At 73.0% G+C, this 20,485-nt stretch carries 17 protein-coding genes and 1 pseudogene; 8 read left to right on the forward strand and 10 right to left on the reverse strand.

The window, feature by feature from the left end; genetic code table 11:
• Positions 1-128: 128 nt before the first annotated feature.
• Positions 129-1,595: an FAD-binding oxidoreductase gene (locus tag ACI78U_RS09255; protein ID WP_456875009.1), complete on the reverse strand. Its 1,467-nt coding sequence runs from the start codon at positions 1,593-1,595 to the stop codon at positions 129-131.
• A 753-nt stretch (positions 1,596-2,348) separates the two neighbouring features.
• Here ACI78U_RS09255 and ACI78U_RS09260 point away from each other — a divergent pair.
• Positions 2,349-3,554, forward strand: coding sequence for an alpha/beta hydrolase family protein (locus ACI78U_RS09260; protein WP_456875010.1), 1,206 nt, complete (start codon positions 2,349-2,351; stop codon positions 3,552-3,554).
• A gap of 103 nt (positions 3,555-3,657) precedes the next feature.
• On the opposite strand, the gene ACI78U_RS09265 is transcribed toward ACI78U_RS09260, so the two are convergent.
• From ACI78U_RS09265 to ACI78U_RS09285, 5 genes are all read right to left on the reverse strand, one after another.
• Positions 3,658-5,889 (reverse strand): xanthine dehydrogenase family protein molybdopterin-binding subunit, encoded by a 2,232-nt coding sequence (locus tag ACI78U_RS09265; RefSeq protein ID WP_456875011.1) that lies wholly within the window; start codon positions 5,887-5,889, stop codon positions 3,658-3,660.
• Between the two features lie 77 nt (positions 5,890-5,966).
• A complete protein-coding gene (locus ACI78U_RS09270) occupies positions 5,967-6,962 on the reverse strand; it encodes an FAD binding domain-containing protein (protein ID WP_456875012.1) in 996 nt (331 codons plus the stop codon).
• The gene (locus ACI78U_RS09275; protein ID WP_456875013.1) at positions 6,959-7,504 is read right to left on the reverse strand and encodes a 2Fe-2S iron-sulfur cluster-binding protein; all 546 of its coding nucleotides are present in this window, start codon (positions 7,502-7,504) and stop codon (positions 6,959-6,961) included. Before ACI78U_RS09275 ends, ACI78U_RS09270 begins: the two co-directional genes overlap by 4 nt.
• A 24-nt stretch (positions 7,505-7,528) precedes the next feature.
• Positions 7,529-8,152, reverse strand: a complete 624-nt coding sequence (locus ACI78U_RS09280) for a type II toxin-antitoxin system Phd/YefM family antitoxin (protein WP_456875014.1) — start codon at positions 8,150-8,152, stop codon at positions 7,529-7,531.
• Between the two features lie 30 nt (positions 8,153-8,182).
• Complete coding sequence (locus ACI78U_RS09285; RefSeq protein ID WP_456875015.1) at positions 8,183-8,410, reverse strand: hypothetical protein; 228 nt, start codon at positions 8,408-8,410, stop codon at positions 8,183-8,185.
• A gap of 70 nt (positions 8,411-8,480) precedes the next feature.
• On the opposite strand from ACI78U_RS09285, the pseudogene ACI78U_RS09290 reads away from it, so the two are divergent.
• A pseudogene (locus tag ACI78U_RS09290) lies at positions 8,481-9,202 on the forward strand (transposase); the annotation flags it as partial.
• Positions 9,203-9,334: 132 nt separating this feature from the next.
• On the opposite strand, the gene ACI78U_RS09295 reads toward ACI78U_RS09290, so the two are convergent.
• Together ACI78U_RS09295 and ACI78U_RS09300 are read right to left on the reverse strand one after the other, a co-directional pair.
• Positions 9,335-9,496 (reverse strand): hypothetical protein, encoded by a 162-nt coding sequence (locus ACI78U_RS09295; protein WP_456875016.1) that lies wholly within the window; start codon positions 9,494-9,496, stop codon positions 9,335-9,337.
• Positions 9,493-9,654 (reverse strand): hypothetical protein, encoded by a 162-nt coding sequence (locus tag ACI78U_RS09300; RefSeq protein ID WP_456875017.1) that lies wholly within the window; start codon positions 9,652-9,654, stop codon positions 9,493-9,495. Before ACI78U_RS09300 ends, ACI78U_RS09295 begins: the two co-directional genes overlap by 4 nt.
• Before the next feature lie 206 nt (positions 9,655-9,860).
• Here ACI78U_RS09300 and ACI78U_RS09305 point away from each other — a divergent pair, with 206 nt between their 5' ends.
• Positions 9,861-10,313 (forward strand): hypothetical protein, encoded by a 453-nt coding sequence (locus ACI78U_RS09305; RefSeq protein WP_456875018.1) that lies wholly within the window; start codon positions 9,861-9,863, stop codon positions 10,311-10,313.
• Between the two features lie 1,174 nt (positions 10,314-11,487).
• Here the strand turns inward: ACI78U_RS09305 and ACI78U_RS09310 are convergent.
• Complete coding sequence (locus ACI78U_RS09310; RefSeq protein WP_456875019.1) at positions 11,488-11,856, reverse strand: nuclear transport factor 2 family protein; 369 nt, start codon at positions 11,854-11,856, stop codon at positions 11,488-11,490.
• A 1,086-nt stretch (positions 11,857-12,942) separates the two neighbouring features.
• Between ACI78U_RS09310 and ACI78U_RS09315 the strand changes: the two genes are divergently transcribed.
• From ACI78U_RS09315 to ACI78U_RS09325, 3 genes are all read left to right on the forward strand, one after another.
• Positions 12,943-13,185, forward strand: coding sequence for a hypothetical protein (locus ACI78U_RS09315; protein WP_456875020.1), 243 nt, complete (start codon positions 12,943-12,945; stop codon positions 13,183-13,185).
• 163 nt (positions 13,186-13,348) lie between these two features.
• Positions 13,349-13,759 carry a hypothetical protein gene (locus ACI78U_RS09320; protein WP_456875021.1) on the forward strand — a complete coding sequence of 137 codons (411 nt, stop codon included), beginning with the start codon at positions 13,349-13,351 and terminating at the stop codon, positions 13,757-13,759.
• Positions 13,760-13,850: 91 nt separating this feature from the next.
• Entirely contained in the window at positions 13,851-15,512 is a 1,662-nt protein-coding gene (locus ACI78U_RS09325) for an FAD-dependent oxidoreductase (protein WP_456875022.1), read from the forward strand.
• A 77-nt stretch (positions 15,513-15,589) separates the two neighbouring features.
• On the opposite strand, the gene ACI78U_RS09330 is transcribed toward ACI78U_RS09325, so the two are convergent.
• Positions 15,590-16,474, reverse strand: coding sequence for a hypothetical protein (locus tag ACI78U_RS09330; protein ID WP_456875023.1), 885 nt, complete (start codon positions 16,472-16,474; stop codon positions 15,590-15,592).
• Positions 16,475-16,709: 235 nt separating this feature from the next.
• Here ACI78U_RS09330 and ACI78U_RS09335 point away from each other — a divergent pair, with 235 nt between their 5' ends.
• On the forward strand, positions 16,710-19,247 hold the full coding sequence (locus ACI78U_RS09335; RefSeq protein ID WP_456875024.1) for an ATP-binding protein: 2,538 nt from the start codon (positions 16,710-16,712) through the stop codon (positions 19,245-19,247).
• A 249-nt stretch (positions 19,248-19,496) separates the two neighbouring features.
• The gene (locus tag ACI78U_RS09340; RefSeq protein ID WP_456875025.1) at positions 19,497-20,450 is read left to right on the forward strand and encodes an alpha/beta hydrolase; all 954 of its coding nucleotides are present in this window, start codon (positions 19,497-19,499) and stop codon (positions 20,448-20,450) included.
• The last annotated feature ends 35 nt before the right edge of the window (positions 20,451-20,485 follow it).

The following is a 20,485-nucleotide window of genomic DNA, read 5'->3' on the forward strand; positions in this document are numbered from 1 at the left end:
CCCCCCCCCCCCCCCCCCCCCCCCACCCCCCCCCCCCCCCCCCCCCCCCCCCCCCCCCCCCCCCCCCCCCCCCCCCCCCCCGGCGCACGTCGTGCCGCGACGCCGGCGGGGCCAGGCGTCCCCCCGGGTCAGGTGGCCGGCTGGGTCGGTCGCGTCCTCCCCGCCCTGGGCGCGGGGATGTCCTGGTCGGCCACGCCGGCGGCCGCCTGGGGAGGGATGTTCGCGTTGTGGCGGAAGACGTTGTCCGGGTCCCAGCGGGCCTTGAGCGCGGCCAGGCGGCCGTACTTCTCCTCACCGTACGCGGCGCGCACCCGGTCCTGGTCGAGGTCGGCCTCGAAGTTGAGGTAGACCGCGTCGCCGGCGTGAGGCCTGAGCGCCCGCCAGAGATCCCGCACCCAGGCGCGGTCGGCCGCCAACGTCTCCTCGTCGGTGGCGAAGGCCACGATGGCGGCTGCCCAGCGCGCGCTGCGGGGGCTGCCCCAGGCCGTCGCGTCGTCGGGGATCTCGCGGTACCTGCCGGAGAGCGCGAACATCGGGACGTAGGACAGCGGTGAACGCTTGCGGGGGAGCCAGGTGAGGAGGACGTCGATGGCGTCGTCGGACAGGCCGTCCAGGTTGAGCCCCTTGTCGTAGGCGAGGATGCCCCACGGGTTGCCGGCGTCGAGCATCTGCTGCAGCGCCACGTAGGGCAGCGGCGTGACCAGCTCGAACAGCGGCCGGCGGTCCCGCAGCGGCTGGATCGCCGCGGCGTGCTCCTCCGCGGTGCCCCAGCCCACGACGATGACGGCGACACCGGTCGTACCGTGGTGCTCCTCGGGCACGAAGGGCTCCGGCGGGGCCGACATCCCCACCACCGCCGCGCCCATGCCGTCAGGCAGGGCGAACAGGTGGTCCCGGGCGAGCCGCAACGGCTCGGCGGCGTCCTCCGCGCGCCAGAAGAACATCCCCAGGTGCACCAGGGGACCCACCTCGTGCAGCGCGAACACGAACTCGGTGACCACCCCGAAGTTGGTGCCGGCGCCGCGGAGTCCCCAGAAGAGCTCGGGATGGGACTGCTCGGACGCCGTCACCGTGCGGCCGTCCGCGGTGACGAGGGTGGCCTCGAGGAGGTTGTCGGAGCTGAGCCCCTGCCGGGCCATCAACCAGCCCATCCCGCCGCTGAGCGTCAGCCCCGCCACCCCCGTGTGACTGACCAGGCCTCCGACGACGGCCAGCCCGTGCGGCGCCGTCGCGGCGTCGACGGCGGCCCATGTCGCACCTCCACCGACGTACGCCCGGCGCGCCTCCGGGTCGACCCGCACACCGTCGAGGCGGGACAGGTCCAGCATCACCGCACCGTCGGCGACCGCTGTCCCCGCCCCGCTGTGCCCACCGCCACGCACCGTGAGGTCGGCGCCCTGCTCCCGGACCCAGAGGACGGTCTGCGCGACCTCCTCGGTGGAGGTGGGGCGCACGATGAGTGCCGGTTGTCTCCGGATGTCCCCGTTGAAGATCGCCGCGGCCCGCGCCTGGCCGAACCCCTCGTCGGCGGGGCCGAGCACCTCCCCGGCGATGCGCTGACGGAGCGTGGCGATCGAGATGTCGTCAGGTGTCATGGGAGTTCCTCGTCCGACGGACCGCCCCAGTACTGAGGAGGAGGGGAAGTAGAACCGTCCCACCGACCACCCGCCGCCCAGAAGGACACCGCTGACGGTCCGCCTGTCCCACCGTCCGGTGCGGCGGGTTGTGACGGTGGGCGCACAGGCTGCAACTCCGCAGGTGCCACACCGCGGGCGGCCTCATCGAGCGGCCCCGTCCTGTGCTCTGCGGTCGGTGCGACGCCGCGGCGCCGCCCCTCCCTCGGCAGCGTCGAGGAACTCCTACGACAACACCCGGGTGAACAGCGTGATCGACCCACACGAGACCGCATGCACTCGCTGCGACAGGGCAGACTGCCGCGGTCGATCCGCAGCGTCTGGGAGCCGGCGCCGGGCGTCTGAGCGTCGAGGAGGTGCAGCGAGTCGCTGCCGCGCTGCGGCTGGTGCTGAGCCTGTAGCGATCTGGTCGCTCTGCTGGACGCGACCAACGTACGACCGACAAACCACCCCTGACGCCCGACGATGACCAACACCGGCCGATCACGCGGACAGGCTTTGACCTGCACGTCCGTTGGCCAGCTCCAGGTCGTCGACCCTGTGCCGAGGAGGGCCCCGCCCGGCTGTTGCTCGCCTTCCTCGCCCTCGCCGCCACACTGGCCCGGTACGAGGAGCTCGCGAGCTGGGATCGGCTGAGGCGCCATCCTCTTTCCTTCCCGACGTGGACTGGTCACCGTGGAAACAGGCCCGGCCAGCGTTCGGATGGAGGATGCGATGGCGCGCCGGTTCTTCGACTTCGAGCAGTTCGACTTCCAGTTCCAGCTCGGTCTGGGCGGTGTGTTCTCCGGGTGCGGGGACGTCGGGGAGATGCTGGCGACCGCGACGCGCATCGTCGACGGCGACGCGACCAGTTGGTGCACCGAGTGGATCGCCACCGCCGACCGCGTCGCCGCGATCGCCGACGGGTGCGCCGCCGCCGGTCATCCGGTGAGTGCCCGGTCGGCGTACCTGCGGGCGAGCGCCTACTACGCACAGGCACTGTCCGCGGTGGATGGCACCCAAGACCCCGAAGCGCTGCTGCAGTCGACGTTCCGAGCGCACCGGCGCTGCTTCGACGACCACGTCGACCGCCTGCAACCGGCCGGCCAGCGGGTCGAGATCCCCTACGAGGGCACCACCATGCCCGGTTACTTCTTCACCCCTCCAGGCACGGACGGGCGGCACCCGACGCTGGTGGTGAACAACGGCAGCGACGGCCCCGTCACCACCCTGTGGCCGCCGCTCGGCGCGGGCGCGGTCAACCGCGGATACAACGTGCTGGTCTTCGACGGTCCCGGTCAGCAGTCCATGCTGTTCGAGCGCCAGGTGCCCTTCCGGTACGACTGGGAGGCGGTGATCACGCCGGTGGTCGACTACCTGTCGGCGCGGCCGGACGTCGATCCGGAGCGGATCACGCTGCACGGCGTCAGTCAGGGCGGCTACTGGGTGCCCCGCGCGCTGGCCTTCGAGCACCGCATCGCCGCCGGCATCGCCGACCCCGGCGTGTACGACGCGTTCGAGCCCTGGTGGAACGCGCTGCCGCAGCCGCTGCGCGACTGCCTCGACGCCGGCGACCAGCAGCGGTTCGACCAGCTCATGGCCGCGGGGATGCAGCAGGCGACCGCGGGCGAGCGGCAGAACTGGGAGTGGCGCGCCAAGCCCTACGGCAAGACGTCGGCGTACGACGTGGTCACCGAGGCCCGCCGGTACGCCCTGGAGGGTGTGGCCGACCGGATCACCACCCCGATGCTGATCACCGATCCCGACGGGGAGCAGTTCTGGCCGGGCCAGTCCCGGCGGCTCTTCGACGCGCTGCCCGGGCCCAAGCAGCTGGTCCGCTTCACCGCCGCCGAGGGCGCCGACCGCCACTGCGAACCCATGGCTCGCTCGCTGCTCGAGCAGCGCGTCCTCGACTGGCTCGACGAGACCCTCAGCCAATGACGCCGGCCCGATGACGCCGGCCGGATCGTGCAGATGATCGCTGCGGTACGCGCGCCACTCACCTGCAGCTGGCGCCGTCACCGGACTGGAGTGCTGAGCAGTGTCACAGCAGCCGGTCCAGCGTCACGGGGAGGTCCCGGATCCTCACACCAGTGGCGTGGTACACGGCGTTGGTCACGGCGGCGGCCACGCCGGTGATGCCGACCTCGCCCACGCCCAGCAGCCCGAGCGGGGTCATCGGGTCGGGCTCGTCGAGGTAGTCGACGTCGATCCGGGGCGTGTCGGCCTGTACCGGCACGTGGTAGTCGGCCAGGCCGGGGTTCATGATGCGCCCGGTCCGCGGGTCGACCAGCGTCTCCTCGCACAGCGCGGCCCCGATGCCCATGACGATCCCGCCGCGCAGCTGACTGGTCGCCGTCTTGGGGTTGATCACCCGGCCGACGTCGAAGACCCCCAGCCAGCGCGACACGCGCACCTCCCCGGTGTGCTCGTCGACGCGGACCTCGCAGAAGTGCGCGCCGGTGGCGGCGCGCACCCAGCGCCTGCGGTCGCGGAACCAGCCGGCGGCCGCCCGGGCCTGCTGCAGCGTCCGCCCGAGCCGCGTCCCCGGGGCGGTGCGGACCTCGATCTCCGCTCGTCCGGCGCGAGTCAGGATGACGCCGTAGGTCTCGCCCTCGTCCGGCGCGTCCGCCCGGTACAACCCTCCGCGCCCGGCCCGCAGCTCCGGCAGCCGCCGACCGCGCAGCGGTGACGACGGAGAGCGGCGGGCCAGCGCCAGCGCGGACCGCTTGAGCTCCTCGCACGCCTCCAGCAGCGCCGTCGCCACGCTCGCGGTCTGCCCCGAGCCGCCTGCCTGCGGCCCGACCGGCAGGTCGGTGTCGCCGTGCTCGACGGTGACCGCCTCGACCGGCACACCGAGGGCGTCCGCGGCGATCTGCGTCTGCACGGTGGCCGCGCCGACGCCGATCTCGTGGAACGCGCAGCGCACGAGCACCGTGCCGTCCGCGTGCAGCCGCACGGTGACGTCGGCGGGCAGGCGGACCGGTAGGTGGAAGGCGGTGGCCACCCCCCAGCCGACGAGCCAGTGCCCGTCGCGCATCGACCGCGGCCTCGCGGTGCGCCCGGCCCAGCCGAACCGTTCCACGCCGCGGGTGTAGGCCTTCCGCAGGCCGCGCCGCGAGAACCGCTTGCCGTCCAACGGGTCGCGGTCGGGCTCGTTGCGCATCCGGAGCTCCACCGGGTCCATCCCCAGCGCCACGGCCAGCTCGTCGACCGCCGACTCGAGGGCGAACGTGCCGACCGCCTCTCCCGGCGCCCGCATGTGGGTGGTCGGGAGGACGTCGAGCGTGGTCGTGGCGTGCCGGATCCAGATGTTCGGCGCCGCGTAGAGGTGGCGTGACTGCGAGCCCACCGGCTCCGGTGTCCCACCCACCCGACCGACCTGCGAGACAGCGGTGTGCAGGAGCGCGGTGAGGGTCCCGTCCCGCTGCGCGCCGAGCGCGACGCGCTGCACGGTGGGGGTGCGTCCCCCGACGGTGCGGGTGACGTCCTCGCGGCTGAGCACCATCCGCACCGCCCGGCCGGTGGCCCGGGCAGCGAGGACGGTGAGCACCGTCCCCGCCCAGACCGGGGCCTTGCCGTAGAAACCGCCGCCGACGTGCGGGGCGAGAACGCGCACGCCCGCGAGCGGCACCCCGAAGCGCCGGGCCAGGTGGCGGCGGGCCCAGTCGACATCCTGCGAGCTCTCGTGGACGGTCAGCCGGTCGCCGTTCCAGACCGCGATGGTGGCGTGCGGCTCCAGGGCGTGGTGGTTCTGGGCGGGTGTGGTGTACCGGTGGTCCACGACGACCGGGGCGGTGGCGAGGGCGCGTTCGGCGTCGCCGGTCCGCGCCTCGCCGAGGACGAGCAGCGTGCCGCGCAGCGGGACCGCGTCGTCCTGTGCGGCGGCGAAGTCGGTGACCGCGGGCTCCACCTCGTAGGTGACGCGGACGAGCCGGGCGGCCTGCCGAGCCGTGTCGGGCGAGTCGGCGACGACGACGGCGACCGGCTGGCCGTTCCAGTGCACCTGGTCGGTGTCGAGGTAGTTCACCGTGGTGCCCGACGCCAGCGTGCTCAGGTCGAACGCGCTCACCGGCGCCGGCGGCGTCATCCGCGGGGCGTTGTGGTGGGTCAGGACCGCCAGCACCCCGCCGACGGCCTCGGCGTCGACGGTGTCGAGGCCGGTGATGCGGCCGCGGGCGACGGTGGCGTGCACCAGCGCGGCGTGCGCGAGGTCAGGGACGGGGTGGTCGGCGGTGTACCGGGCGAGCCCGGAGGTCTTGGCCGACCCGTCCACGCGGTCGAGCGGGCGCCCGACTGTGGGGGCGGGTCCAGCAGCCGGCGGGGAAGGCAGGGTGCGCTCTGGTGCCCGAGTCATGCCGCACCTCCCTCGGTCACCAGCTGGTGCAGCGTGGCCACGACGGCTCGCCGCGCGAGCTCGATCTTGAACTCGTTCTGCGGTCGGCCGACGGCGGCCGCCAGCTCGGCGGTGGCCGCCCGGCGGAAGGTCTCCTCGGTGGCCGGCGCGCCGACCAGCACCTGCTCGGCCCGGGATGCCCGCCACGGCCGGGGTGCGACGCCGCCGAGGGCCAGCCGGGCCGCCGTGATCGTCCCGTTCGCGTGCTCCAGCGCCGCGGCGACCGAGACCAGCGCGAACGCGAACGAGGCCCGGTCGCGCACCTTGCGGTACCGCGACGAGGCGGCCACCGGCAGCGTCGGCAGCTCGACCGCGGTGAGGAGCTCGTCGGGGTCGAGCGCGGTCTCGACGTCCGGGGTGTCGCCGGGCAGGACGTGCAGCTCGGCCAGCGGGATGCGGCGGGTGCCGCGCAGGCTCCGCACCTCGACGACGGCGTCCAGCGCGACCAGCGCCACGGCCATGTCCGAGGGGTGCGTGGCGATGCAGTGCTCGCTGGTGCCGAGGACGGCGCTGCCCCGGTGGAACCCGCCGATCGCCGCGCAACCGCTGCCGGGGTCGCGCTTGTTGCAGGCGGCGGTGCCGTCGGCGAAGTACAGGCAGCGCGTGCGCTGCAGGAGGTTGCCGCCGACCGTGGCCATGTTGCGCAGCTGCCCGGAGGCGCCGGAGAGCACCGCCTGGGACAGCACCGGGTAGCGGCTGCGCACCACCGGGTGGGCAGCGAGGTGGCTGTTGCGCACCAGGGCGCCGATCCGCAGGTCGCCGGCGGGCAGCTCCTGTACCTCGGCCAAGGGGAGGGTGGAGATGTCGACGACGGTCGTCGGGCGCTCGACGTCCCGGCGCATCAGGTCCACGAGGTTGGTGCCGCCGGCGAGGAGCCTGGCGCCCGGTTCGGTGGCGATCGCCCGCAGGGCGGTGGCGACGTCGGGGGCGCTCAGGTAGCTGAAGGGCCTCATCGGTCCGCCGCCGGGTCCGCAGCCGAGGCGCGGTCGTCGAGCCCGGCGACGTGCTGGATCGCGTCGACGATGCCCTCGTAGGCACCGCAGCGGCACAGGTTGCCGCTCATCCGCTCCCGGATCTCGGCCGCGGACAGCGGGGTCGTGGTCGCCGCGAGGTGGGGCGTGACGACGCTCGGGGCGCCCGCCCGGTGCTCGGCCAGCATGCCGACCGCCGAACAGATCTGGCCGGACGTGCAGAAGCCGCACTGGAAGCCGTCCGAACGGATGAACGCCTCCTGCAGAGGGTGCAGGCGTCCAGGTTTCCCGAGACCCTCGACAGTGGTGATCTCGCGGTCGCCGTACTGCATGGCCAAGGCGAGGCAGGCGAGGATGCGTTCGCCGTCGACGAGCACCGTGCACGCGCCACAGGCGCCTTGGTCGCAGCCCTTCTTCGTGCCGGTCAGCTCCAGGCGCTCGCGCAGCGCATCGAGCAGGCTGACCCTCGGCTCGAGCTGGATCCGCCGACTGGTCCCGTTGACTCGCAACTCCACCTCGGCCATGGCGCCGCTCCTCGGGTCGTCTCGTCACCCCGACCGTAGGGCGGACCACGGCCGTCTCCAGCTCATCGCGGCTCTCGGCCTCTCCGCGGGCGGGCTCGGCCTCACGGGCGCGCAGACGCCGCATGTCATCGGCGACGGCGAGGATCTCGTGGTCTCCTCGAGCGACTCGAGGTCCTCGATGGCGAGCAGCACGGCGGAGGACTTGCCGTGCACGGTCACGTACACGCGCCCGTGCCGTCCGCTGACGCGGGCGGCCAGCTTCGACAGATGAGCCTTCGCGTCCGCCAGGGACAACGTCGTCATGGTCAGGAGTGCGAACAGAACGACTGTGACCAATCTACGACCAACAAACCACCCCCGGCGCCCGACGATGACCAACACCGACCGATCGTGCAAACAGGCTCTGACCTGCGCGGTCGTCGCTGCCCAATCGCTGCCCACCACCTCGAGATCAACTCGCAGGGCTATTGGTCCGAGTCCAATCGGGGGAGCACAACCGCAGGTCAGCGGCCTGACACGTACTCCGAGCCGTGGTCCGCGACCAATCTGCGACCGACAAACGAGCGGACCGTCCACCTCGGGCGAGGGCATCTCTCCGCGGGTGGCGGGAGAGCGACGAGGACGTGCCGGCGCCGCGGCGGTCGACATCCCCGAGCTGTGCGTCGGGGTTACAGCGCCTCACCGCGCCCGAAGGCGGACACGCCCCGGCGGCGCACTCGTGAGGTGACGGCCCCAGCCGTAGTCGTGCAACTGCCGCCAGGTGACCACGGCGCGCCTGCCGAACCCGTCATCGCACAGCCGCCACGCCGTCTGGTGGCCGGACCACCACTGACCGTCGTTCTCCACCTCGACGTCCCGCGGCGGGTCGAACCGGTGCTCGTCCAGCATGCGGACAGAGATCGTCACTTGGAAGTCGTTGCGGGAGTAGGTCCTCGGGCCCTGTCGAGCTGAGGTGGATCGGCGCTGGGTCCGGGTCATGTCGTCGTCGGCGTCTTCCCCGCCGCCGCGGCTGATCAGTGACGAGCTGTGGGCGCTGGTCGAGCCGCTGATCCCGCCGCGCAAGCCGGCAGTGCACGGCCGCACCGGCCGGCCCCGGACCTCCGATCGGGACGGGCTCGAGGGCATCGCGTTCGTGCTGTCCACCGGCATCGGCTGGGCCAAGCTCCCGGTCGAGCTCGGCTACGGCTCGGGCTGGACCTGCTGGCGGCGGATGCACGAGTGGGCGGACGCCGGCGTCTTCGACCGGCTGCACCAGGCCGTCTTGGACCGGCTCGGCGAGGCCGGCCGGCTGGACTGGTCCCGGGCCAGCCTGGACTCGGTCAGCGTCCGGGCCAGAAGGGCGGTGAGCTGACCGCCTCTTCGTCGAGCCACTCCTCGACAGCATGCCGGCCATCCCGCCGTGGCGGACGCGGCCATCCGCCCCGCCGACCGCTCAAGCTGCACGGGGACAAGGGCTACGACGACCCGCGAGTGCGCCGCTACCTGGGCCGCCGCGGGATCACCGCGAGGATCGCCCGCCTCGGCCGGGACTGCAGCGCCCGTCTGGGCCGGCACCGCTGGGTCGTCGAACGCTCCCTGGGCTGGCTGCTGTCCTGCAAACGCCTGGCCCTGCGCTACGACCGCACCGCTTCCACGAGCACCGCGCTGGCCTGCCTGACCGTCACCCTCATCTGCGCCCGACGACTACCGACGAACTGATGCAACGTCCTCTTGGTCGCTCTTGCCCCCGGGGCACCCGCCCGTGCCGCGGACAGCCGTGGCAGAGCAACCGTCGACAATGACCGCTACCTCAAGCCCAGGAGAGAGCAGGTCGGCTCGCCGACGCACTCATCAGGCTGCGACGTGGTCGACGCGGTCGAGAAGATCGACGTCCAGGTCGGTCCGTACCCGGCGGCAGACGTGCCCACCGGGGCGGACCACGTCGAAGTGGGTGAGGGCCTCACCGTCGTCGGCCCACGACAGCGCGAGATCCTCACGCGCCGACCGGGTCACCGTCGAGCCTCCGTCGTCGAGGCTGAGTGCAGCTGCAGGCCGGGTTCGCGGCGGTAGAAGGCGCGCGCGCCGTCGGTGGCGGCGTTGGACACGACGCCGTCATCAGAGCGTCGGACGCGCAGCACGTCCATGGGCGTGCGCAACAGCAAACCGCTCATCGGTAGGCCCGAATTGTCGGTGGCATCCGTTCACGCAGCAGCCTGCACGGTGAGGCCAAGGGCGACAACGCATCGGTGACGCTGAGGTGACGCCACAGTCGGAAGATCGACGTCCTGGTCCGACACTCATCCTGCACGGAGGCACCACCATGACTGTCAACCTTTCGGATCTCCCCCAGGCAGTGAGGGCCTACCTGAATGGCAAGGTGACGGTCACCGTGTCCACACTGACTCCAGCCAGTGGAGCGTCGATCAACCCTGGCGAGACCTTCACGTTCAAGGTGAGGGTGGCCAACGCAACGGCAGCCGACGGCGGCATCATCCTGACCAACGTGCGCTACTCGATCCGGGTGCCGAACCCCAACGTCATCAAGATCCGCGTTCCGAGCAGTGGGACGTCGCTCGACGGCAGCGGGAACCCAATCTCCGCGGGCAGTGAAGTCGGCTTCTTCGAATTCAATCCAGCCAGTCCTGACATCTCCATCCTCCAGATCGGAGAAACAGACGAATTCACCTTCACCGGCAGAGCGGGATCCGGTCCAGCAGGCGGTAGCACCACCATCGTGGCCAAGATCCTCGCCGACCCGGACATCAATGCACTGTTCCCTCGGAATGAGGACTCTAGTCTGGCCACCCGAACGGTCACGGTTGTCGGCTAGCTGTCGCGACCAGGGACGTTGTTCAGAGTCGGTGTAGTGGCATCACGAAGACTTCCGGAACAGGTGGCGGTGCCTGACGTCGCCGTTCCTGACCGGAGCTCTTCGTGGTCCACGCTGATGCCCGCACGACTTACTGCGCCCGCAGGTTGATCGTCGCCCGTGTCACCGGCCCGACGAGGTCCTCGATCAGATCCTCGGGATCACGGCCTCCACCGTCCAGTGGTCGTAGGCGATCAGGGATCCGGTGACGTGACCCCTGTCGGCTGAACACCTCCAGACTCGGCGCGAGCCAAGGAGGGAGGCCAGGGTGGGCCGACGGAGCAAGTAGCCCGAGGAGCTCCGGCAGCGCGCCGCGCAGCTGGTCCTCGACAGCCGCCGCAGCGTCCGCGAGGTTCACCGGAGAGCTCGGGGTCAACCACGCGGCGCTGCGCAACTGAATCGCCGCGGAGCGCCGTCAGCGCGCCAATCGGTCCGCCGCGCTCGCCGGTTCGCCAGGTTGTCCAGCGACATCGCCAGGTCGAGGGTGTGGGCGTCGGGGTGGGTGGCGGCCAGGGTGTCCAGGTCGAGTGGCGCCACGACGAGGACAGCGCCGACACCCCGGTCCCGTTGCTCACCACGTTCCTGAGCAGCCCGCGCCCGGCCGGTCGTGCCCGGGACGGCCACCCCGGTGCCGCGGCTGCGTCAGGCCCCGCGTCTGCGGCTCATCCCCGTCCGCCAGCGGGGCGGGGTCTTCGGCTTCTTCGACCACCTGGAGCAGGCCGCGGACTGGGCGGACACCCTGGTGGTCGACATCGCGCCGCGCGCAAGGGCGGCGCCCCGCAGGCGCGTGGGTCGTCTGGCGATGTCAGTGCCGTCGCGGTCGGGCGGCGCACCCGGCCGCCGGACCCTCTCCGTCCAGGGGTGCCGCACGCGGGACGACGGCGAGACCAGCTCCCGCTGGGACCCGTTCTCCGGTACGTCCACATCCGGCTCCACGGTGACCGCGCCTCAGGACCTGAAGACCGTCACGGTGGTAGCGGTTCCGTCACCGGCCTGTCACGCGATCTGGGCGTGCGCGAGGTCACCCGGTCGAAGCCGGCCCGGTCCAGGGCGGGGCGCAGCAGCGGCGGAGCAGGTCGACGCCGAACAGCGGCAGGGCGATCGTGCGCCGCTCGCGTCGGTCTGTCCGCCCGGCTCAGGTCGGCAGTGGGCCGAAGAAGCCGACGATCCGGCGCAGCCTGCCCTCGCCGTCGACCTCGCCGAAGTCGGTCCCCTCGAGAGCGACCGAGCCGTTGGCTGCCAGCATCCGCCAGGCGAACCGCAGGTAGCCGTCGTGCTCGTCGACGCCGCTGACGACGTCGATGCGCGCGCCTGGGCTCCCCTCCTGGAACGACCCGATCAGCGACGACAGCCCGTCGCGGCCCTCGACGCGGTTCAGCGGGTCGCAGTAGACGCCGTCCTCGGCCCAGCACGCGTCCAGCAGCGTCCGGCGCGCGGCGGCATCTGTCTCGCGCCAGGCCGTGGCGTACTGCTCGACGGCGGCGCTCCCGACGGTCAGCGTCACCCCGAGCACGCTATGAGGTACGACGGGCCGCAGACAGGGGCGAACGACCCGGCACGGAGCCGCTCAGCCGGGGAGGGGCGCGTCGATCCGGCGGGTGAGCCCGAGGTCGTACTCGGTCTTACCGCGGGGCGGGGAAGCGACCTGGCCTTCGCGGAGTAGGCGCCGCAGCGGCACCGGTCCGCATGGACGTCCGGCTCATGGAGACGTCCTGGGTGAGGCTGGGTCGGCGGTGGCCGAGGTGGTCGGCGCTCTGCCGGGCGGACAGCCCGGCCTCGTCGAGCCGGGTGGCGACGGTCGTGCCGAACCCGTGCGAGGGGAACCAGTCGGAGCCGACCCGGTCGAGGGCGCGGCGCAGGTCGCCGCTGGTGTTCCGGATCCCGCAGCCGGCCGTGCGGGCTGCGGCGGAGCACCGGCGGGTCGGCGTCGTGCGCAGTCACGGCGGCGGCGTGTGCGCAGCCGAGCGTCCAGGCGAGCGGCCGGCGACGGTCGCAGTGCCGGAGGTCGGCCGGTTCAGCCCCAGCACGAGGCGCAGGGTGGTCGGCAGGCGCGTGCCGTTGGGCCCCGCGAGCGGCCAGGGACCCCGTTCGCCGTGAGGCGATGCGGATCCTGCCAGGCCGAGCGAGGCACAGGCTGCCACCCGCTACGACAGGACACGCCGGGACCACGCCGGAGCGCTCGACCTCGCCGCGCCTGACCTGACTTCCACGATCCGTCCAGCAGTCCCTAGCGGAACCGACACGACCGGAGTTGACTCCACCCCCATCCGCTGGGGAGGGCGAGCGGGGAGGTGCCAGCCGTGCGGTTCCCGATACTCGGCCCGCTGGAGGTCGCTCCCGGCCACCCACTCGTGGAGCTCGGCCGGCCCGGGCAGCGGGCGGTGCTCGCGATCCCGCTCCTGAGCCGCGACCAGGCCGGCCGGTGGAGGCCCGTCGAGGCGGCGACGTTCCTCCCATCTCGCTGGACCGTGGCAGCGGCACCCGGCTGCCGCTGCGGAAGGAGGACAGTCCGATGCGCACACACGATGGAAGGGCACGCCTGAGCACGAAGCGCCGCGCCGCAGTCCGGCCGGTGGGTCCGATGGGCCCGATGGCCGTGCGTGCGGTGGCCGTCCGCTCGCTGGCGATCGGCGCGGCGGCGGCCGGCGCGGCCGCGGTCGGTGCCCTGGCGGTCGGGGCCGCGGCGATCGGGTCCCTGGCCGTGGGCCGCCTCGTCATCGGTCGTGCCGAGGTGCGTGATCTCCGCCTGGCCCGGCTGGAGGTCGACGAACTCGTCATCACCAGGCAGAGCGGCTCGCTCGAGGACGTCCCGTCCGGCGCCGGGCTGTCCTGACCGCGTCGCGTGACCGGTTCCGGGACACCGGCTGCGGGCTCCGGGCGCTGAACCGCTGCCCGGGAGGTTCGACCAGCGGGGACCGTCCGGCTCCACGGCACCCCGGACCCTGACGGCGGTCCGAGCCAGGGGTGCGCGGGGCGGGCCCGGAGAGGGGAGCGGCATGTCCGAGGCGTCGACACTGGTGGCCGCCGTCCTGCTGGTGGCGGTCCCGACCGTCGAGATCGGCGGGGTCTCGCTATTGGCCATGATCAGTCGCAAGATCCCGGGATACCTGGACAACCCCGTGCGCCGGCACCTGTTCCGCGCCGGGCACGCTCATGCCGGGGTCTGGATCGTCTTCGCGCTGGTCGGTCTCCTGTACGTCGACCAGACCGACCTGTCCGGCGGCTGGAAGGCCGTGGTCCGCACGGGATTCGCCATCGCGCCGATCCTCATGCCCCTGGGCTTCTTCCTCTCGATCCTCCGACCCGACGCCGACAGGCCCAACGGCGTGCTGTGGTTGACGATCCTGGGCGGGCTGGCACTCGCCGTCGTCACCGTCACGCTCGGGATCGGCCTGTTCCTCACATGAGCGCCCACCCGACGCCGGGTGCCGGTCGCCGCGGTGAGGCACCCGGCCGGCTCGGCCGGGTCGTGCCGTCCTGACTGGGGGAGTGCCCGGCATGGACCGACCGCTGCTCGTCGTGGTCGACCGGGACCGGTCGACCGTGGACCAGCTCAGCGCCGACCTGCTGCGCCGGTACGGCGCGGACTTCGACACCGCGACGGCCACGTCGTTCGACGGGGCCTCGGCCCTGCTGGCCCGGCTCCGCGACGACGGCCGGGACGTGGCGCTGATCGTCGCCGAGCACTGGTTGGGGGAGTGCACCGGCGCCATGCTGCTGGCCCGCAGCAAACAGCTCTTCCCCGAGGCCCAGCGGGCCCTGCTGATCGACTACGGCGACCGGCGCTGCGAGCCGGTGATCGTCGAGGGGATGGGGCTCGGCTACCTCGAGCACCACCTGACCAAGCCGTGGCGTCCACGGGAGCACCTGCTGTACCCCGTGGTCTCCGAGGCGGTGGAGGCCTGGGCCCGACGCAACACCCCGCCGTTCGAGCTGCTCCGGATCGTGGGCCGACGGCTGGATCCGGTCGCCTACGAGCTGCGGGAGGCGCTGGAGCTCAACGGCATCCCGTTCGGCTTCGTCGACGAGGACACCCCGGAGGGGGTCGAACTGCTGTCCACCGTGCCCGACCGCAACCCGGACCGGCCGGTGCTGTTCCTGCGCGACGGCCGGGTGCTGACCCGGTACACCCGCGCGGACATCGCCGAGGCCGTCGGCGCGCACACCGTGCCCCAGCACGCGTGCTACGACCTCGTCGTCGTCGGGGCCGGCCCGGCCGGCATGGCCGCCGCCGTGTACGGGGCCAGCGAAGGACTCACCACCCTGGTCGTGGAGCGGACGGCGATGGGTGGTCAAGCAGGGACCAGCTCCCGGATCCGCAACTACCTCGGCTTCCCGCGCGGTGTCAGTGGTCACGACCTGGCCACCCGCGCCTTCGCCCAGGCATGGATGCTCGGCGCCGAGTTCCTGTTCACCATCGGCGTCGCGGCGCTCGCTCCGGACGGGGGCAGCACGAGGGTCGGACTGAGCGACGGTACGACCGTGCGCGCGCGCTCGGTGGTGCTGGCCACCGGCGTGACGTACCGGCGGCTCGGCCTCCCGCAGCTGGAGGCCCTCGTCGGAGCGGGCGTCTACTACGGGTCGGCGGTCTCCGAGGCCCCGGTGCTCCGCGGTGCCGAGGTCTACATCGTCGGTGCCGGCAACTCCGCAGGCCAGGCGGCCGTCTACCTGGCCCGCTTCGCCCACCGGGTCACCCTCGTCGTCCGCGGCGACACGCTCACCAGCAGCATGTCGGACTACCTGATCCGGGAGATCGGTGCGGTCCCGAACATCACCGTCACCCCGCACACCGAGGTCGTCGACGGAGGAGGCTCCGTCCGCCTCGAGACGCTCGTCCTCCGGGACCGGCGGACGGACCAGCGACGGGAGGTGCCGGCCACCGCCCTGTTCGTCATGATCGGCGCGGTTCCCGACACGGCGTGGCTCCCGGAGCAGATCCGCCTCGACGACCACGGTTTCGTCCTCACAGGTCGGTCCGCCGAGGAGCACACCGGGCTGGGCGCTGAGGTCCTGTCGTTGCAGACCTCCGTGCCCGCCGTCTTCGCCGCCGGCGACGTCCGCTCCGGGTCGGTCAAGCGGGTCGCGGCCGCCGTCGGCGAGGGAGCGACGGCGATCTCGGAGGTCCACCGGTACGTGACGCAGGCATCCCGGCGCACGTGAGTCCGCAACGGGTGGTGCGTCGAGGTCGCCGGGCCCGGCCGGCACGGCGATCACGACGGCACCGTGGCCCAGCGGCGTCAGGAGCAGAACTGCCGGTCGTAGCCGGTGCCCGCACCGGTCAACCGGGCGATCGAGCGCAGGTGTCGCCCGGTGTTGCCGGTCCTCCAGAAGTCCCGGTCCTCCGGCGGCCACGCGTACGCCGGGGCTCCGCCCTGGTCCAGCAGGCCGGTCAGCCGTGGCTCGCCGAGGCATGCGGCGGAGAACGCGTACAGCTCCGGCAACCGGGGCGCGATGACCCCGTAGTCGAGAGCTCGGGCCAGCGGCTGCTCGGCCGCGATGGCCTGCCCGAGGGACAGCCGGAGCGGGTAGTGGGTGGGGAAGGACCGGCGCAGGTCGAGGAAGAGCCCCACGGTGGGGCCCCGGGGGTCGACGAGGGCCGGCCCGAGTCGCGCGAGAGGACCCAGGGCCAGGCGCGGCCGGGCCACCAGGGCGTGGGTGAAGAGCAGCCGCAGCAGCGCCACGTTCATCATGAACCGCTCCACCGGGAGCTCCTCCGCGGCGAGCGGTTCGTGCTCCAGGTAGGCCGCGACGACGCTGGCGTTGTGGGCGCGGTACCAGGCCGCCGGGTCCGGTCGCCGGATGAACGCCGTCCACAGTTCGACGCCGGCCGCGCCGGCCGTCCCGGGGACCCCGTCGACCAGGAGGTCCGCCTCGACCTTGTCGCGCAGCAGCCGCTGGTTGACCGCTCGCCACCAGGGGCTGCCCGGGGGATCCGCGTGCAGCGGCGCCAGCACACCGCGGGCGAGTTCCCAGCGCAGGAACCTCAGCTCCGCCCGGCCGTACCACCGCCGTGGCCCGTCGGCGTGCCGGTAGAACCGCCGGGCCAGCTCGAAGCGCCCGGCTGGGTCGTCGCGCACCCGGGCCACCTGCCGGTCCGCCCGGGTGGCCGCTGTGTCAGCCACCGCGCCATCCTCACCCCGCGACCGCCCGGCCCGGTGGTCGCGCCGTCGCCCGACACCGGGTCGGCGGCCGGTGACGCAGCTGCTGGGAAGCGGCATCATGCGCGCACGCCACGTCCGCCACCGAACAGGAGGGTGGTCGTCCCGGTGCGTGCCGGTGGTGCCGTCCTCGTGAGCGGGTCGATCGACCCGGGGATCGGCCCACCGGTCGCCTGACCCGGGGTGCGAGGGGGCAGTCGTGCCGATCCGGACGCCGGACCAGAGACTCCGGGTGTTCGTCAGCTCGACCATGCGGGAGCTCGCCGACGAACGCGTCGCGGTGCGCGGCGCGGTCGAGCGGCTGCGCCTCACGCCGGTGCTCTTCGAGCTCGGCGCCCGGCCGCACCCGCCCCGAGAGCTGTACCTCGCCTACCTGCAGCAGAGCGACGTCTTCGTCGGCGTCTACTGGCAGTCGTACGGCTGGGTGGCTCCGGGCCAGTCCGTGTCCGGCCTGGAGGACGAGTACCTGGCCGCCGCGGGCAAGCCCAAGCTCGTCTACCTCAAGACGCCGGCTCCCGATCGGGATCCCCGTCTGGTGGAGCTGATCGACCGGATCGGCTCCGACGGGCTCTCCTACCGCAGCTTCGGCACGGCCGAGGAACTCGCCGTCCTCGTGGCCGACGACCTCGCCCTCCTGCTCAGCGAGCGGTTCGAGCTGCCGGAGCCCCCGCCCGCCGGCGAGCCGATCGGACAGTGGCGGTTGCCTGCACCCGTCAGCTCGTTCATCGGCCGCGAGCAGGAACTCACCCGGCTGCGCGGCGTGCTGTCCGACGCCGCCACCCGTCTGGTGACCCTCGTCGGACCGGGCGGGATCGGCAAGACCAGGCTGGCGGTGCAGGTCGCCGCCGAGGTGCGCGGCTCGTTCCCCGACGGCGTGGTCGCTGTGCCGCTGGACAGTGTCCGGGCTCCCGAGCTGCTGGCCGATGCCGTCGCGACCGCCCTCGGCCTGCCCGACGGCGGAGGGCGGTTCCCGGAGCAGGCCCTCGCGGCGTTCCTCGCCCCCCGGCGGATGCTGCTCGTGCTGGACAACATGGAGCAGGTCGTCGGCGGGGCGCCGCTGATCACGCAGCTGCTGGGTGCGGCGCCGGGCCTCACGGTGCTCGCCACCAGCCGGGAGGTGCTCCACCTCACCGGCGAGCACGTGGTCGTCGTCCCGTCACTGGGGACCGTGGGAGCGGAGGAGCCGATCGACGTCCTCGCCCGGTCGGAGGCGGTGCGGCTGTTCGTCGACCGGGCGCGCTCCGCGCGGGCCGACGTCGACCTGGACGACGACCAACTGCGGGCGATCGCCGAGATCTGCCGGCGGCTGGACGGGCTGCCGCTGGCCATCGAACTGGCCGCTGCGCGGGTCCGGCTGCTCCAGCCGGTCGAGCTATTGGGCCGGCTCGGGTCGCGGCTCGGCGTCCTCACCGGTGGGTCCCGGGACCTGCCCGAGCGGCAACGGACCCTCCGCCGGACGGTGGAGTGGAGCTTCGACCTGCTCGATGACGACGACGAGGTGGTCGTCGCCCGGCTCGCCGTGTTCCGCGGGGGCTTCTCCCTGGAGGGGGCGGAGGCCGTGTGCGGCGACGAGCAGGTGTCCGACGTCCTCTCCTCGGTGGCCTCGCTGGTGGACAAGAGCCTGGTCCAGGTGGCTCCCGGCGCCTCGGGTGAGCCCCGGTTCGCCATGCTGGACTCCGTCCGGGAACTCGCGCTCGAACGGTTGGAGGCCAGCGGGGAGGCCGATCAGGTCCGCGGAGACCACGCGCGGTTCTTCCTCCGGTTCGCGGCCGGTGTCCACACGGCGGAGCGCGGCGCCCTCGACCGGTCCACGCTCGACCGGTACGTCACGGAGTCCGGGAACCTCGGTGCCGCGATGCGCACGTTCCTCGACGGCGGCGCCCTCGACGAGGCAGCGGGGCTCGGCCGGGCGCTGTGGCAGTTCTGGTGGGTACACGGCCTGCTCCGGCCGGGCATCGACTGGATGGAGGAGCTGCTGGCGCACCAGCCACACCTCACGCCGGCGGTGCGTGCCGACGCGTCGTTCGTCCTCGGGATGCTCAGCTTCGAGCTGGGTGAGGAGGGCCGCGCTCTCCCGGCGTTGCGGACCGCAGTCGAGCTCTCCGGCGAGCTGGGTGACGACCGGTCGGCCTCGTTGGCGAGGATCCCGCTCGGACTGCTCGTGGCCCGCAGCGACACCGCGGCAGGTGAGGGTCTCCTCGAGGCAGCCGTGGCCGCCCTCCGGGAGCTCGGTGACCGGTGGGGCCTCGCCTTCGCCCTGCTCTCCCTCGGCGGGGCGAAGCTCCTCCGCGACCTCCCGGACGACGCCGTGCCGCTGCTCGAGGAGAGCGCCGCGCTCGCCCGGACGGCCGGGACAGACGTCTTCCTGGGCAACGCGCTGGTGAACCTGGGGCTGGCGCACACCGCCCGCGGTGACCTCGACACGGCTCACCGGGTGCTGTCCGAGGCGCTCGAGCGCAGCCGGTCCATGGACAGCCGGGAGACCACCGCCCGGGCGCTCGACGGCATGGCTGCTGAGGCGGTGGCGGCGGGCGAGCCGGAGCGCGCCGCCCGTCTCACCGGCGCGGCGGACGGGATACGCCGGTCGATCGGCGCGGACGTCTTCCCGCCCGACCGCACCGGCTGGGTGCGCACCCGCGCCGCGCTCGCCGAGCGGCTGGGGGCGGCCGACAGCGCGGCCCTCATCCACGCGGAGGCCGACCGGCCGGTGCGTGACCTGCTCACCGAGCGCTGGTGACGTCACGGGCCGGTTCCGCGATCACACCGCTGCAGGCATGGCTGGTCCCGAGGGACGAAGAGCCCTGGTGCGGGTCAGGACGGGCCGGGGACGATCCGCGCGAGGACCCCGGTGGCAGCAGTGCGAGGCAACGCTGACCAGCAGCCACCGCGGCAGGACGGTTCCGAGGCGCAGGAGGTCGCGCTGCCGAGGCCCTCGTCAGGTCCCAGCACTCCCTGACTCATCCACTCCGACCGGAGGAGGCTCGTCATGGCATCGACGTCCGAGCGGGAGATCCGGGAGATCGAGGCCGCCAACGCCTCCGGCGGCACCCCGGTCGTCTTCATCCACGGCCTCTGGCTGCTGCCGAGCAGCTGGGCCAACTGGGCGGACCTCTTCCGGCAGGCCGGCTACGCACCGCTCACACCGGACTGGCCGGACGATCCGGACACGATCGAAGCCGCCCGGGCGGAGCCGGAGGTCCTCGCCCGGAAGTCCTTGAGGCAGATCGCCGATCACACCACCGAGGTCATCGAGGCCCTGGACAGCAAGCCGGCCCTCATCGGGCACTCGACCGGGGGTCTGCTGGCGCAGATGCTCGCGGGCCGAGGCCTCTCGGCGGCCACGGTGGCGATCGACCCCGGGGTCTTCCGCGGCGTCCTGCCGCTGCCGGTCGCCACGCTCCGGTCGGCGGGCCCGTTCCTGATCAACCCGCGCACCCGCGGCCGAGCGCTCACGCTCACCTTCGACCAGTTCAGGTACAGCTGGGCGAACGCGCTCGACGAGGAGGAGGCGAGGGAGCTCTACGAGAGGTACCACGTCGCCGGCTCCGGGCTCTCGCTCGTGCAGATGGGCAACGCGAACCTCAATCCCCGGACGGAGGCGAAGGTCGACACGAAGAACCCCGACCGCGGTCCGCTGCTGATCATCGAGGGCGAGAAGGACCACACGGTGCCGTGGGCGATCGCGAACGCCGCCTACAAGCGGCAGCGGCGCAATCCTGCCGTGACGGAGATCCTGAGGATGCCGAACCGGGGCCACGCCCTCACGATCGACCACGGCTGGCGCGAGGTCGCCCAGACGGCGCTGGACTTCGTCCAGCGGTTCAGCCCGAGCGGTCGTGCAACGACGACGTCGGTGCCGAGGGCGCGCGACGCCTCGGCGGACTCCGGGCCTCCCACCGGCGCACCCGCCGCGGAGACCGGACGCACGTCCGAGCGGTAGCCGCGTCATCTCGGGGAGGGGCTCCGTGCCTCTCC

It is taken from the genome of Geodermatophilus sp. SYSU D00710, assembly GCF_054050195.1.

Excerpts from the sequence above, each read along its gene's own strand:
- ACI78U_RS09300 (WP_456875017.1), bottom strand. The coding sequence starts at position 9,654 with ATGAGCGGTTTGCTGTTGCGCACGCCCATGGACGTGCTGCGCGTCCGA.
- ACI78U_RS09270 (WP_456875012.1), bottom strand. The coding sequence starts at position 6,962 with ATGAGGCCCTTCAGCTACCTGAGCGCCCCCGACGTCGCCACCGCCCTG.
- ACI78U_RS09315 (WP_456875020.1), top strand. The coding sequence starts at position 12,943 with ATGGCCGTGCGTGCGGTGGCCGTCCGCTCGCTGGCGATCGGCGCGGCG.
- ACI78U_RS09340 (WP_456875025.1), top strand. The coding sequence starts at position 19,497 with ATGGCATCGACGTCCGAGCGGGAGATCCGGGAGATCGAGGCCGCCAAC.
- ACI78U_RS09320 (WP_456875021.1), top strand. The coding sequence starts at position 13,349 with ATGTCCGAGGCGTCGACACTGGTGGCCGCCGTCCTGCTGGTGGCGGTC.
- ACI78U_RS09260 (WP_456875010.1), top strand. The coding sequence starts at position 2,349 with ATGGCGCGCCGGTTCTTCGACTTCGAGCAGTTCGACTTCCAGTTCCAG.
- ACI78U_RS09280 (WP_456875014.1), bottom strand. The coding sequence starts at position 8,152 with ATGTCGACCGCCGCGGCGCCGGCACGTCCTCGTCGCTCTCCCGCCACC.
- ACI78U_RS09325 (WP_456875022.1), top strand. The coding sequence starts at position 13,851 with ATGGACCGACCGCTGCTCGTCGTGGTCGACCGGGACCGGTCGACCGTG.
- ACI78U_RS09275 (WP_456875013.1), bottom strand. The coding sequence starts at position 7,504 with ATGGCCGAGGTGGAGTTGCGAGTCAACGGGACCAGTCGGCGGATCCAG.
- ACI78U_RS09255 (WP_456875009.1), bottom strand. The coding sequence starts at position 1,595 with ATGACACCTGACGACATCTCGATCGCCACGCTCCGTCAGCGCATCGCC.